A 12,691-nucleotide genomic window follows, 5' to 3' on the forward strand; every position below is an offset into this window, starting at 1 on the left:
CCTGCATCTCGACAAGGACCAAGAAGCTCGCGGCCATCAACCGCTCCTGCAAGAGCTTCAGCGCAGCACCGCGCGCAGCGCGGCGAACGGAAACCGACCCCAGATCATCGCGAATACGGCCGCGCACATCGCTGGCCCGCGTCGCGACGCCTCGAACTTGCGGAAGTAGCGCCACAGCCCGCGATGCTTGTGCCATTCCACGAACAGCGGGCGCGAGCGCGAGGACACTCCGCGCGCGTGGACCACGCGCACGTCGTTGGCCACCGCGACCACCGCGCCGGCCTCGCGCACGCGGCGGCACAGGTCCAGGTCCTCGGCATGCAGGCGGTAGCCGTCGTCGAATCCGCTGATGCGCCGGAACAGGATGAGCGGCAGCAACATCAGCGCGCCGGAAACGGCCGCGACCTGCTGCAGCGAGCGCGTCGGATCCATCGGCACCCCGAGCCGCGTCGCGGCCGGCGACCGCAGCATGGCGCCGAAGTCGGGATCGCGCCGCCGCGCCGCCGCATCGCGCACGCCGTCCTCGTCGACCAGGTCCGCACCGATCAATCCATTGCCATCGAACTGCCTGGCATGGGTGCGGATGTGCGACAGCGAGTCGGCTTCGACGAAGCAGTCGGGGTTCACGAACGCCAGCCAGGTCACGCCCGCGTCGTCAGCCAGCGCGGCCACGCCCTGGTTGCAGGCAACGGCGAAACCCGGGTTGTCCGGATTGGCGATGAAACGCAGGCGCGGATCGGCGGCCGCATGGCGCTGGACGATCGCCAGCGTGCCGTCGTCGGAGCGGTTGTCGACCACGCGGATTGCGGCGACCCCATCGGCAGCGCGCAACCGCTCCAGGCATGCCTCGATGGTCGATGCACTGCGATGGGTGACCACGACCACGCCGATGTCTGCATCCATCGCCAGCGGGCGCGCATCCTCATCGGTGCCGCTCATGCGAACAACTCGCGCTGTGGCGTCGCCGGCGCCGTTGCCGCATATGCCTGTGTGAGCTGCGCGCGCATCGCATGCAGCGGGTCGTTCATCAGGAACTGGGCGAGGCGCTCGTTCCAGCCCGGCCAGCGCGCGGCCAATGCGTCGAGGTCGCCATCGGCGGGCGCGCATTCGTCCAGGCAGCCGACGAAGGCGGTCTCGCACAGTGCATTTCGCCAGCCCAGGCCGGACAGGCGCAGGGACAGATCCACCAGCGCCGCATACCAGGAACCATAACTGGCGCTGTCGAGCCCACCGGCACGGCGGCGCGCGCTGCCGCGCAAGGCGACCGCATGCGGGACGGCTGCCGGCAATTCGGGATGCAGCGGCGCAAGCGAGGCGCAGGCACGCGCGAGGCGTTCGCGATCCTCGGGCAGCGCTGCGATTTCTCCGCAGCGCGGCCAGGAAGCCGTCTCGCCGGCGTTGGACCATGGGGTCGCCGTGGCGATGGAGGCATCGCGTGCGCAGCAGGCCGCCAGTTGCGCGATGCAGCCGGGCGCGGGCAAGGCGCCAGGCGCGAGCACCACGACATCCGCATCGCCGCATGCCGCCAGCAATTCATCCAGGTGCGCGACCGGTCCGATGGGATGCTGGCGACGGCTGTAATGCGCGGCGAGCGGGGTCTGCCGCAGCCAGCGCTCGATGATCGCGCGCCCGCGAGGACCCGCCTGCGCATCGTCGGCCAACCACACGCGGCCGCCGGACTCGATTCCGGCATCCAGGGCCGCCAGGCAGACATCGAGCGCGTTGTCGTCGACGCCCACGGGGACGAGCACGACCGGCGCGTCGCCACCGTTCGCGGCCGCGCTGCGGTCGATCACCGGCGCTTGGGCGCCGCCCGGTTGAGCGGTTCGAGCGCGCGGAAACGACGGCCGTATTCGTCGGTCAGGTCACGCGCATCCTGCGGGTTGCGGATCACCGTCGGGGTCAGCAGCACGATGACTTCGCTGCGGCTGGTGCCCGATCCCTGCGTGCCGAACAGCGAACCGATGATCGGGATCCGGTTGAGCCCCGGGATTCCCGACGAGGACCGGTTCACCCCGTCCTGGATCAGGCCGGCGAGCATGACCGTCTCGCCGCTCTGGATGGCGGCCTCGGTCTTCAGGCGGCGGGTATTGATGCGCACGTTGCCGTTGCGATCGGCAACGCTACCGGGCGTGCTGACCTCCTGGACGATATCCAGGAACACCATGCCGTCCTTGGTGATGCGCGGCCGCACCTTGAGGATGGTGCCGGTATCCAGGTACTGCACCTGGCTGTAGGTCGTGGTGCCGTTGCCGGTCCCGGGATTGACCGTCACCGAGGAAATCGGAATGCGGCTGCCGACATTGAACGTCGCTTCGGCGTTGTTGCGCACGATGACCGACGGCGTCTGCAGCAACTGTACGTCGGTGACCTGGTCCAGCGCGGTGATCACCGCCGCGGCGTTGCGGCCCAGGAACGTCCACGCCAGGCCGCCGGTTCCCGCAGCCACGTCCGCCGGCGTGATGCTGCCGGCGATGTCGCCCCAGATCGTCCGGTTCACCGCGCGGGTGTGCAGGTCGGCCGCCGTGCTGCCGGCCAGGGCCGGGATGGCGTTCTCGAAATACCAGTTGACGCCGTACTTGAGATCGCCGGTCAGGTTGACTTCGGCAACCTGCGCTTCGATATGCACCTGCAGCGGCATCACGTCGAGGCGTTCGATGACTTCCTTGATGGATCGCCAGGCCGCGCCCGTGGATCGCACCAACAGCGTGTTGGTCTCGTCCACCGCCGACACGCCGACCTTGTCACCGCCAACCTCGAGGGTGACGGCGCCGTTGCCCTGCGCGGCCTGGTTCAGCGACAGCTGTCCACCGCCCAGGCCACCGCTGTCCGAACCGGTGTCGGAGCCGCCGTTGCTGCCGCCGATCCCGGCCGAACTGGTGCCACTCATGTCGTCGACACCCGAATCCTTGATCTCGGTCGGGTTGGTGCCCGGCATCAGCGAGGTTCCGCCCTGGCCGCCGCCCTGCGAGCCGCCGCCGGATCGCCCGCCGAAGGCTTCCGCCAGCCGATCGGCGAGGTCCTTGGCCTTGATGTATTTCAATTCGTAGGAGAACAGCTGCACGCCGGCGCCGGCGCTGTCCACGCGCTCGAGCCATTGCTGGATGTCATCCAGGTAATCGGCCTGCGAGGTGATCACCATCACCGCATTGGCGCCTTCCAGCGGCAGGAAGCGGAACATGCCCGCGACCGGCGACTTGCTCTGTTCGCCGAACACCTTTTCCAGGTCGGCGACCACCTGCGTCGCCTTGCCCGTCTGCAGCGGATACACGCCCACCGACATGCTCGACATCCAGTCGACGTCGAAGATCTCGACCGTGCGCAGGTAGTTTTCCAGCTCCGCGCGCGTGCCGGACAAGGTGATCAGGTTGCGGCCATTGTCGACGTTGACGATGGCATTGGGTCGCGCATACGGCTTGAGGATCTTCTCCATCTCGGTTGCCGAGATGTAGCGCAAGGGCACCGCGCGGACCTCGAAGCCGCGCGCGGTCGCCGCCGATCCGGTGCGCGGCGCGACGGTGCCGGCCAGGGCCTGGTCGGCGGGCACGATGTTGTAGCGGCCATCGCTGTAGACCATGCGGGCGTTGTTCCAGCCCAGCACCATCTCCAGCAGCGACATCGCCGATGCCGGGCTGACCGGCTTGGGCGTCGCGAGCGTCACCGTGCCCTGCACGCCCGGCGCGATGACGTAGTTCTGCCCGAGCATGTCGCCCAGGATCGCCTTCACCACCGCCTGCAACGACTCGCCTTCGAAATTGAAGGTCGCCGCGCCACTGCTGGCGCCGAGGTTGGGCGGCGGCGCACTGGCGGCGCTGCGATTGATCACCCGCCCGGTGCCGCGCCGGATGATCGCCTGTGGCGCGGCCTCGTTGTCATTGGACAGCGCCTGGGTGCGCACGCCGTTGACGATGGCCACCGGCCCCTCGGTGCCGGCGGCACTGGATGTACCGGCTTGCGGCGCGTGGGCAAGTGCACCCTGCCGCTGGATGGTCGGGGGCGGCATGCTCGCGCACGCCGCGACCATGGTCGCCAGGAGGGCGGCAATCAGGCTGCGGAAGGGGAGGCGTCGTGTCATTGCGAAGGCACTCTACGGGTTCTTGGCCGGTGCTGCGGGCGGTTGGGCTTCCTGGCGCAGTTGCGCGCGCCGCTCCTCGATGCGCTTGCGGATGCTTTCCATCTGGGCATCGGCATTGGGGGCGGCATCGGGCGTGGCCTCGGGAGTCGCCTCAGGCGTCTCGGGCGCCTGCGGCGAGGGCGTCGCTGTCGGTGGCGACGCCGGCCGGGTCACGGCTGGCTTGGTCGAGGCCGGTGCGCGCGATCCGGCTTCCGGCTGGTCGGCGCTGCCCACGGCGGTGGGTGGCTCGCCGCCGGTGCCGTCGAACACGCGCAGGTCCAGGCTCTTGCGGCCGTCGGGGCCCTCGAAGACGGCGCTGCGCGGATTGAGCTCGGTCAACCGCCAGGAGGGCTGCGATTCGGCGGCCTCGCCAAGCTTGATGCGGATCGACTCGCCGCCCGCGGACGGTTGCACGATCGCCATCCGCAACACTGGCGTCAGCAGGACGCTGGTCAGCACGAAATCGAATGCCGGGGCGGCGGCCTCGTCGCCCTCTGGCGTCAGCGAGAACGGCTGCGGGCGGCGATCTTCCGAGAACAGCGGACGCGTGCCGATCTCGGCGTATTGCGTCAGCGGCCCGAGGCGTTCGGGCGGTGCCGGCGCGAGCTGCGGCAGTCGCCCCTGCAGGCTGGCATCATCGGGCAGCAGTCGCACCTGCCCGCCCATGCCGAGCAGCGCAAGCACCCAGAGCAGCAGCGCCCAGCCGGCAACGGTGGCCAGCACCCAGGTCCGCGCCGCGATGCCCTCAACGCGCACGCGGCACCACCGGCGATGGACGAAGGTAGCCGTACAGGTCGAAGCTCACGTCCAGGCCGCCGGCCTGCGAGCCCTGCCCGGGCGCAAAGAAATACCGCTGCGCCAGCACGTTGAGGTTGTCGACGAACAGCCGCGGGGTGCCGGCTTCCAGCGCGTGCAGCACAGCCGCCAGCTCCGGGGTTCCGCAGCGCAGGCGCACCTGCACGGTGACCTTGCGGAACCGCTCCTTGACCGCGGTGTCATCGGCCAATGGCGAGCGGTTGGTGATCGCGCAGCTGCGATTGCCGGGGCTGGCCTGGGCCACCACGGACTCCAGCCGCTGCACGAGGGTCGCGGTGGCGAGCTCGGTGGTGCTTTCGGCGAGGAAACCCGGGCGCCGCGCTTCCGCAACCCTGACCTCCTGCAGTCGGCGCGCGACCTCCGGGCCTTGGCGCAGCTGCATGCGCTGGCGCAATTCGCGCTGCTGCAGGTCCGCGATGCGATCCTGGGTGTCACGCATGGGCACGGTCCACCACGGGTGCACCAGCAGCAGGTAGGCCAGCAGCAGCACCAGCAGCAGCAGCCCCAGTGCGAGCCAGCGGTCGCGATCAACGACTGCGCGCGTCATTCGCGGGCTCCTTGCCGGCACCGGGCCGGATGGCCAGGTCGGCGGTCAGGGTGAACCGGTCGCGATGCGTGCGCGGGTCGGGTTGCAGCGCACCAGTCAGCGCCGGGGATGTCCACAGCGGCGAGCCTTCCAGCCTGGCGATCAGTCCCGATGCTTCCGGACTCAAGCCGATCAGCAGCAGGTGGTCATCCTCGACCGCGAGCTTCTCCAGGTAGGTGCTGTCGGGCAGGCGCCGGCTCAGCTCATCCATGAGTTCCACCATGGTCGGGCGCCCACTGCGCGCCCGATCCAGGAAGGCCGCGCCCTGCACCGCATCGACCAGTTGCTGGCGTTGCATCGCCACCTGGCGCGCCGCTTCGCTGCGGCTGGCGACCTGTTTTTCGAGCAGGTCGGCGGCGATGCGCCGGTTGTCCAGCATCTGCCACATCCCGGCCGCCAGGGCCAGCGCGGCACCCGCGACCAGCGCCCAGTTCCACGCGCGCCAGGGATCGGAAATCCGCACGCGGCGCTCGGCCGGCAGGAGGTTCACGCCCAGCGGCGCGCCACCGGGTCCGGCAATGTCCACGCCGGCCAGTGAACCGGCCAGGGGGCCCAGTTCGGCGAGGGCCGCGTCGAAACTCGCCTTGGGCACGACGACCAGTTCGATGTCGGCCTGGCCGTCCGGCCGCCGACCGAGCAGCAGTGCATCGAAGAGGACATCGCCAGCCTCGAACGGAGTCTGGCGTTCGACCTCGAAGCGCAGCACGTCGCGCAGGCGGTCGACCGCCGCGGCGGGCATGAGCATGCGGCGACGCAGGCCGCGATTGGCTGGCAGGACCAGCCATCGCGGCAGGTCGACGATGCGCGGTCCGAGCACCGTGGCCAATGGATCGGCGGCGGACCCGGGTTCCGCCAGCGGCAGCCGGCCGAGGTCGAGTATTTCGCCGATGCGATCCAGCCGCAGCTCGACCGCTTCACCGTCGCAGGACAGCAGCAGGCGGTCGCGCGCCCAGCCGAACAGGGACTGCCAGCGCAACGGCAACCAGGCAGCCAGCGACGTCCGCCACCAGGCGAAAAATCCTCCGGCACCCAGTCCGATTTTGGCCCCGTACGCGCCGAGGCTGTCGCGCAGGATCATCGCGCTGTCGTCCCTTCTTCCCAGTCCAGCGCCGTATATGCCGAGCCAGGGGCACCATTGCCGCCCGAGCGAACGACACCCCTGATGCCTGCGGTGCGGCCTTCCCGCAGTCGCGCCACGCTCTGGATACTATACGTGCCGCTGCCACCACCGCCCATTGCCGCCGGGTCCAGCGCAGCGCCCGTGGCGGACCGCTGCGCCTGGCGCGCCTTCACCAACGCATCGCCATCCAGTCCCATCGCGGTCAGCACCGGGGCGGCCGCGAACGCCTGGTCCGGCGTGCCCTGCCCCGTGTACACGGTCAGGTAATCCCGCACGCGGGCGTAGATCGCCGGCGTCATGCCGAGTACCTGCTCGGCCTCGGCAATGGTTTCGAACGGCGCATCCTTGGCGCCGTATGGCAGGCCGGCCTCCTCGTACTGGGGATCCTCGGCGCCGCCTTCGGCCTGCGTCAGCGAATCGGCGTCGCGCCAGTCGACCATCGCGGCGGCGAGCCGGTCAGCCTGGTTGCCAGGTACTTCGACCGCCTTGAACAGCGCGGCCAGCAAGGCCGGATCGGCCGCATTGATGTCGACCTTGCCCTGCTCGTCGGTGACCTGCACGTCGACGGGGATGCCGTCGTACTGCCAATGGTAGGTGCGGCCATCCGGCACCCAGCGCCGACGCTGGTCCGGATCGCCGACGCGGACGAGCGCCATCTCCAGTCCCGCCCGGGCCGCCTCGCCGGCGATGACGCCACGGCTGAGCACGCGTTCCTGCAGGCGCTCGACCCGCGCGCCCAGCGCGAATGCGCCGATCAGCGACGCCAGCAGGGCGATCAGCCACATGACCAGCAGCAGCGCAGCGCCATCCTGTCGTGCGCGCGCCTTCATTGCGCCTGCTCCCCACCGCCGGCGCCACTGGCCACCGGCAACGCGATGATGATCTCCGGCCACGCGGGACCATCGGCCGGCGTGACCCGGATCGACACCTGCAATGGCAGCCGGTCGACCTGCGTCCATTGCTCCTGCCACCCGCCCAGCGCGCCGGTCGCGTCGATCGCGCGATAGCGGAACTGCACATCCTTCAGCTTGCCGGCCAATGGCTCGGGCTTGCGTGGCGCGTCCTCGGCGATCTGGGTGGAGTTCTGCACCTGGCTGAAGGCGACAGTGAGCCCGAGCTGGCCGGGCGTGTCGCCGGATACGGAAATGTCGTGCAGGTAGGGACCGCCGCGCCCGAGGTAATCGGGCAGGTCCGCCACGAAACGCATGCGGCCGCGCTCGCCGACGAACAGGATCGGGGTGCCGCCTTGGGGGTCCAGCGCAAACGCGATCGCACGGGCCGACCCGATCCGGGTGCGCAGGAAACCCGACACCGCGCGCATCAGCGTGTTCCGCTGCGACAGCACCTCGCCGCGATTGACTGTCGCCGTGGCTGCGCTGAGCACCGCGAAGCCCAGTGCGAGTGCGGCAGCCAGCAGCGAGGTCGCGAGCAGGACCTCGATCAGGGTGAAACCGCGCATCGTGGCGCGACCCGGCGACACGCTGGCCCGATCGGACGCGGTCATTCCTGCGGCGCCGTCACGATCGCGGGGCGACTGAGCCGCAGCGTCTGCAGGTGCAGGCGTTGCGCGGGCGACTTGCCCCAGTCCATGTCCAGCACGATCTCGTACAGCTGCGCGCCATCGGCGGTCACCGCCGCCGTGGTGGCACCCGCCTCGGTGTAGGGGCGGGTGACCAGCGTCCAGTGGTAGCGGTCGTCCTCGAAGGCACCTTGGCGCGTGCCGCCCTGCAGGGGCTCGGCGACACCGGTCTGGGCAAGCAGGGATTGCGCATACAGCGTCGCGCGTCCGGCGCCGTCGGCCCAGTGCACCTGCTTCGATGCGTTGGCCAGGCTGCCCAGCAGCAAGGTCAAGGCCATTGCCAGCAGAGCGAAGGCGACGATGACCTCGATCAACGTATAGCCGCGCATCGAGGAACGCCGTCCCGCGACCCTCCCGAAGCCGTCGCCACGGCCGCGCCTCGAGGAGACCCGGCCCGCGACCTTACACAAGCCGTCGCCACGGCCGCGCCTCGAGGAGACCAGGCCCGCGACCTTGCACGAGCCGTCGCCACGGCCTGAGGAGTTCCGACAAGGCGCTTTACCCATCACTGATCAACCGCTCCATGCGTGACCTGCACCTGGCCGGTCAGCCAGGCGACGTCGACCGTCCAGATCGCCTTGCCCGATGTCAGCTGGATGCGTCCGCCGGTCGACGCGCCGTCGGGAAAGAACGCGATGGCGCCCTCGCCCGGATGCGCTTGCACTTCGCGCGCGCCGATGAAGGCGATGCCGAGCTTGGCCGGGATCTCCCCGTGATGCGCCTTGGGCGCGTGCCACTCATGGGCGCGCGGATCGATGACGAAGCGCTGCGGCTGTCCGGTGGAAATCGCCTGCGCGCGGGTGAAACGCAGGTTCGACGCGATCTTCTGCGCATTGGCGCGCAGCTGCATGCCCCGGAACCCGCCGCCCATCGCGGCCGCGGCGAGCACGCTCGCCAGCGCGATGATGGCCATGACCAGGATGATCTCGAGCAGGGTGAAGCCCCGCTGCGCTGGTCTTCGCCTCACCGCATGGCTCGCGCCGTCGGCACGGCCTGGATCATTCGCCTGCCGAGTGCTGTTGTCGGCCACCAGTCCGGCATCGCCTTACTGGTACTTGATGTCGGCGTCGACGCTGGTCCCGCCGGGTTTGCCGTCCTTGCCCAGGCTCACCAGGTCGAATGGCTGGCCGTCGCCCGGCATCGTGTACTGGAACGGATGGTTCCAGGGATCCTTGAGTTCGGCCGTCTTGGAGTAAGGACCGAGCCAGCCGGTCGCGCTTCCCGGCGCCGACACCAGCTCATCCAGCGAATTGGGCAGGTTGCCGGTGTCGTTCTCGAACTGCTGGACCTTTTCCGCCAGCGTCTGCACCTGCGCCTTGGCCAGGTTGACCTTGGCGCGATCGCCACCGCCGAGGATGCGCGTCGCGGCAAACGCCACGATGCCGCCGATCAGCACCACCACCAGGATGATCTCGATCAGGCTGAAACCGCGCTGCGCGGCGCGACCGGGGGCACGGGTTATCGAACGGGATGCTTTCATGATCAGCCTATGACGTTGGTGAGGTCGTATATGGGGGTCAGCACGGCCAGGATGACGATGCCGACGATGCTCGCCAGCAACAACGTCACCACCGGGACCAGCGCGGCCAGCATGCGATCCATCGCGAGCGACGTCTCCTGCTCGAAGGTGTCCGCGGTCCGCAACAGCATCGCATCCAGTGCGCCGGATTCCTCGCCGACCTGGATCATCTGCAGCGCCAGCCGTGGGAAGCGCTTGCCCTTGGCCAGCGCCGCCGACAGGCCGATGCCATTCTTGACGTCGTCCGCAGCGGCTTCGACCGAGTCGGCGAGCGCGCGGTTCCCCAGCACGTTGCGGCCGATGCCCAGCGCCGTCAGCAAGGGGACGCCGTTCTTCAGCAAGGTGCCAAGCGTGCGGGCCAGGCGCGCGGTCTCCAGCTTGGCGATGAGCGGGCCGGCGAACTTCTGCCGCAGGATCCATTCGTCAAAGCGCGCGCGGAACACGGGATCACGGCGCTTGCGGTCCAGCCACCACAGCAGCAGCGCGGGAACGGCCAGCAGCACGAACCACCAGTTGCGGACCAGCAGGCCCACGCCGAGCACGATTTTCGTGAACCACGGCAGCGGTGCGTCCAGGCTCTCGTACATCGCCGAAAACTGCGGCACCACGAACCCGAGCAGGAACAGCAGCGACAGGCTCACCATCACCAGCAGGATCGCCGGATAGATCATCGCGTTGATGACACGCCCGCGCATGGCACGGCTGCGTTCGAGGTAATCGGCCAGTCGCAGCAGGGTCTCGTGCATGCTGCCGCCGGCTTCGCCGGCACGCACCATGTTGATGTACAGCCGCGAGAACGTACCGTGCTGGCGTTCCAGCGCGGTCGACAATGCGGTGCCGCCACGCACCGCGTCGCGCACGTCGGTGATGGTCCGACGCGCCGCCTCGTCCTCGGGCAGTTCCAGCAGGATCGTCAGCGCGCGGTCCAGCGGCTGTCCGGCACCGAGCAAGGTCGCCAGCTGCTGGGTGAACTGCACCAGTCGTTCGCCGGCGAACGGCTTGGGCTTGAGCAGCGCGCGCCAGGCTGATTCACCACCGCCCTCGCTGGCCAGTCGCGCCTCGACCGGCAGGTGGCCCTGTTCCTGCAGCCGCAGCACGACCTCGGCGTCGCTGACGGCTTCCATCTGGCCGTCCAGCATCTCACCGCGCGCATTGAGCGCCTTGTAGCGGAAGAGGGGCATGCCGTCAGGCGTCTTCGGTGACGCGAAGCACTTCCTCGATCGTCGTCACTCCCGCCATCGCCTTGACGATGCCGTCCTCGTACATCGTGCGCATGCCGGCGTTGCGTGCGAGCTGTTCGAGCTCGCCCATGCCGGCATGGCGCATGACGGCGCGGCGCAGCTCGTCGTTCATCACCATGAATTCCATGATGGTGGTGCGGCCGTGGTATCCAGTCGGCGCGATCGCCGAGCCACGCGGGCGGTACAGGTACACATCGCCTTCGGGCTGGTAACGGCGCAGGTCGAACTTCTGGATCTCCTCCGGCGAGGCGAGGTATTTCTCCGCGTGCGTCGGCTCCAGGCGTCGCACCAGGCGCTGGGCGAGGATGCCGTTGATGGTGGACGTCAGCAGGTAATCCTCGACGCCCATGTCGAGCATGCGGGTGATGCCGCCGGCGGCATTGTTGGTGTGCAGCGTCGACAGCACGAGGTGTCCGGTGAGCGCCGACTGGATCGCGATGCGCGCGGTTTCCAGGTCGCGCATTTCGCCGATCATGATGATGTCGGGATCCTGGCGCACGATGCTGCGCAGCGCATGCGCGAAATCCAGTCCGATCTGCGGCTTGGCCTGGATCTGGTTGATGCCCTCGATCTGGTATTCGACCGGATCCTCGACGGTGATGATCTTGACGTCGGGCGTGTTGAGCTTGCTCAGCGCGGTATACAGCGTCGTGGTCTTGCCCGAGCCGGTCGGGCCGGTCACCAGCAGGATGCCGTGCGGCTGCTCCAGCACGCGCTGGAACTGCGGCAGGAAGTGATCGGTGAATCCCAGGCGTTCGAAGTCGAACACGACGGTCTCGCGATCGAGCAGGCGCATCACCACCGATTCGCCGTGCGCGGTCGGCACCGACGACACGCGCAGGTCGAGTTCCTTGCCCTGCACGCGCAGCATGATGCGGCCGTCCTGCGGCAACCGACGCTCGGCGATGTTGAGCTTGGCCATGATCTTGATGCGGCTGATCACGGCGGCGGTCAGGTTCTGCGGCGGGCTCTCGCCCTCCTCGAGCACGCCATCGATGCGATAGCGCACCTTCAGCCGGTTTTCGAACGGCTCGATGTGGATGTCCGACGCGCGCAGTTCGACGGCACGCTGGATGACCAGGTTGACCAGCCGGATCACGGGCGCTTCGGAAGCGAGGTCGCGCAGGTGCTCGACATCGTCCATGTCGCCGCTCTCGCCCTCGGCGGTCTCCACGATCGCGCCCATCGCACTGCGGCCCTGGCCATGCCAGCGCTCGATCAGGTCGTCGATCTCCGAACGCAGGCCAACGTGCGCACGCACCTCGCGCTGCGTCGCCAGCCGCACGGCATCCAGCGCGTAGACGTCCTGCGGATCGGCGACCAGCACATCCAGGTGGGTGGCGTCCTCGGCGATCGGCACGACGTGGAACTGCTTCATGAACTTCGACGACAGCACCACCGACTCGGGTGGCAATTCCGGTGCGTCCTTGACGCTGACCAGCGGCAGGTCGAGCACCGCGGCGGCGGTCTCGGCGTGATCGCGCTCCGACACCAGGCCCAGGCGGGCCAGCAACGTCAGCAGGCTGCCGCCGGTTTCCTCCTGCAGGCGCCGGGCGCGCACCAGGTCCGTGTCCTTCAGCCGACCCTTTTCCAGCAGCGCCGCAACGACACGCTCATCGACGCTGGTGTCGATGTCCTCGGCGGTGGGCGGGTTGTTCAGGATTGCGTTCACGAGGTCACCCGGTGGGGTCCCGGACTGTACCAGCAGCGGGAATA

13 protein-coding genes are annotated in these 12,691 nt (G+C 69.0%); all 13 read right to left on the reverse strand.

Translation table 11 applies throughout. The annotated features are described in order from the left end of the window. Positions 1 to 57 precede the first annotated feature (57 nt). Positions 58 to 903: a glycosyltransferase family 2 protein gene (locus tag GST15_RS11050; protein ID WP_159017534.1), complete on the reverse strand. Its 846-nt coding sequence runs from the start codon at positions 901 to 903 to the stop codon at positions 58 to 60. 32 nt (positions 904 to 935) lie between these two features. Beyond that, on the reverse strand, positions 936 to 1,796 hold the full coding sequence (locus tag GST15_RS11055; protein ID WP_425482239.1) for a glycosyltransferase: 861 nt from the start codon (positions 1,794 to 1,796) through the stop codon (positions 936 to 938). Continuing rightward, positions 1,793 to 4,075 carry a type II secretion system secretin GspD gene (gene gspD / locus GST15_RS11060; RefSeq protein ID WP_159017340.1) on the reverse strand — a complete coding sequence of 761 codons (2,283 nt, stop codon included), beginning with the start codon at positions 4,073 to 4,075 and terminating at the stop codon, positions 1,793 to 1,795. The genes GST15_RS11055 and gspD overlap by 4 nt, the downstream gene beginning before the upstream one ends. A gap of 12 nt (positions 4,076 to 4,087) precedes the next feature. Next, entirely contained in the window at positions 4,088 to 4,870 is a 783-nt protein-coding gene (locus GST15_RS11065; protein WP_159017341.1) for a dihydrolipoyllysine-residue succinyltransferase component of 2-oxoglutarate dehydrogenase complex, read from the reverse strand. Further along, positions 4,860 to 5,477, reverse strand: a complete 618-nt coding sequence (gene gspM / locus GST15_RS11070; protein ID WP_159017342.1) for a type II secretion system protein GspM — start codon at positions 5,475 to 5,477, stop codon at positions 4,860 to 4,862. Before gspM ends, GST15_RS11065 begins: the two co-directional genes overlap by 11 nt. Further along, complete coding sequence (locus GST15_RS11075) at positions 5,458 to 6,594, reverse strand: PilN domain-containing protein (RefSeq protein WP_159017343.1); 1,137 nt, start codon at positions 6,592 to 6,594, stop codon at positions 5,458 to 5,460. The genes gspM and GST15_RS11075 overlap by 20 nt, the downstream gene beginning before the upstream one ends. After that, positions 6,591 to 7,466, reverse strand: coding sequence for a type II secretion system minor pseudopilin (locus GST15_RS11080; protein WP_159017344.1), 876 nt, complete (start codon positions 7,464 to 7,466; stop codon positions 6,591 to 6,593). The genes GST15_RS11075 and GST15_RS11080 overlap by 4 nt, the downstream gene beginning before the upstream one ends. Then, on the reverse strand, positions 7,463 to 8,140 hold the full coding sequence (locus GST15_RS11085; RefSeq protein ID WP_159017345.1) for a prepilin-type N-terminal cleavage/methylation domain-containing protein: 678 nt from the start codon (positions 8,138 to 8,140) through the stop codon (positions 7,463 to 7,465). The genes GST15_RS11080 and GST15_RS11085 overlap by 4 nt, the downstream gene beginning before the upstream one ends. After that, positions 8,137 to 8,544 (reverse strand): type II secretion system protein XpsI, encoded by a 408-nt coding sequence (xpsI, locus tag GST15_RS11090; RefSeq protein WP_159017346.1) that lies wholly within the window; start codon positions 8,542 to 8,544, stop codon positions 8,137 to 8,139. The genes GST15_RS11085 and xpsI overlap by 4 nt, the downstream gene beginning before the upstream one ends. Before the next feature lie 176 nt (positions 8,545 to 8,720). Next, the gene (xpsH, locus tag GST15_RS11095) at positions 8,721 to 9,182 is read right to left on the reverse strand and encodes a type II secretion system protein XpsH (protein WP_199268759.1); all 462 of its coding nucleotides are present in this window, start codon (positions 9,180 to 9,182) and stop codon (positions 8,721 to 8,723) included. A 78-nt stretch (positions 9,183 to 9,260) separates the two neighbouring features. Continuing rightward, positions 9,261 to 9,695 (reverse strand): type II secretion system major pseudopilin GspG, encoded by a 435-nt coding sequence (gspG, locus tag GST15_RS11100; RefSeq protein WP_159017347.1) that lies wholly within the window; start codon positions 9,693 to 9,695, stop codon positions 9,261 to 9,263. 2 nt (positions 9,696 to 9,697) lie between these two features. After that, on the reverse strand, positions 9,698 to 10,915 hold the full coding sequence (gene xpsF / locus GST15_RS11105) for a type II secretion system protein XpsF (protein WP_159017348.1): 1,218 nt from the start codon (positions 10,913 to 10,915) through the stop codon (positions 9,698 to 9,700). Between the two features lie 4 nt (positions 10,916 to 10,919). Further along, positions 10,920 to 12,647: a type II secretion system ATPase GspE gene (gene gspE / locus GST15_RS11110; RefSeq protein WP_159017349.1), complete on the reverse strand. Its 1,728-nt coding sequence runs from the start codon at positions 12,645 to 12,647 to the stop codon at positions 10,920 to 10,922. Positions 12,648 to 12,691: the final 44 nt, after the last annotated feature.

This window comes from Cognatiluteimonas profundi (assembly GCF_009792795.1).
Classification (GTDB): domain Bacteria; phylum Pseudomonadota; class Gammaproteobacteria; order Xanthomonadales; family Xanthomonadaceae; genus Cognatiluteimonas; species Cognatiluteimonas profundi.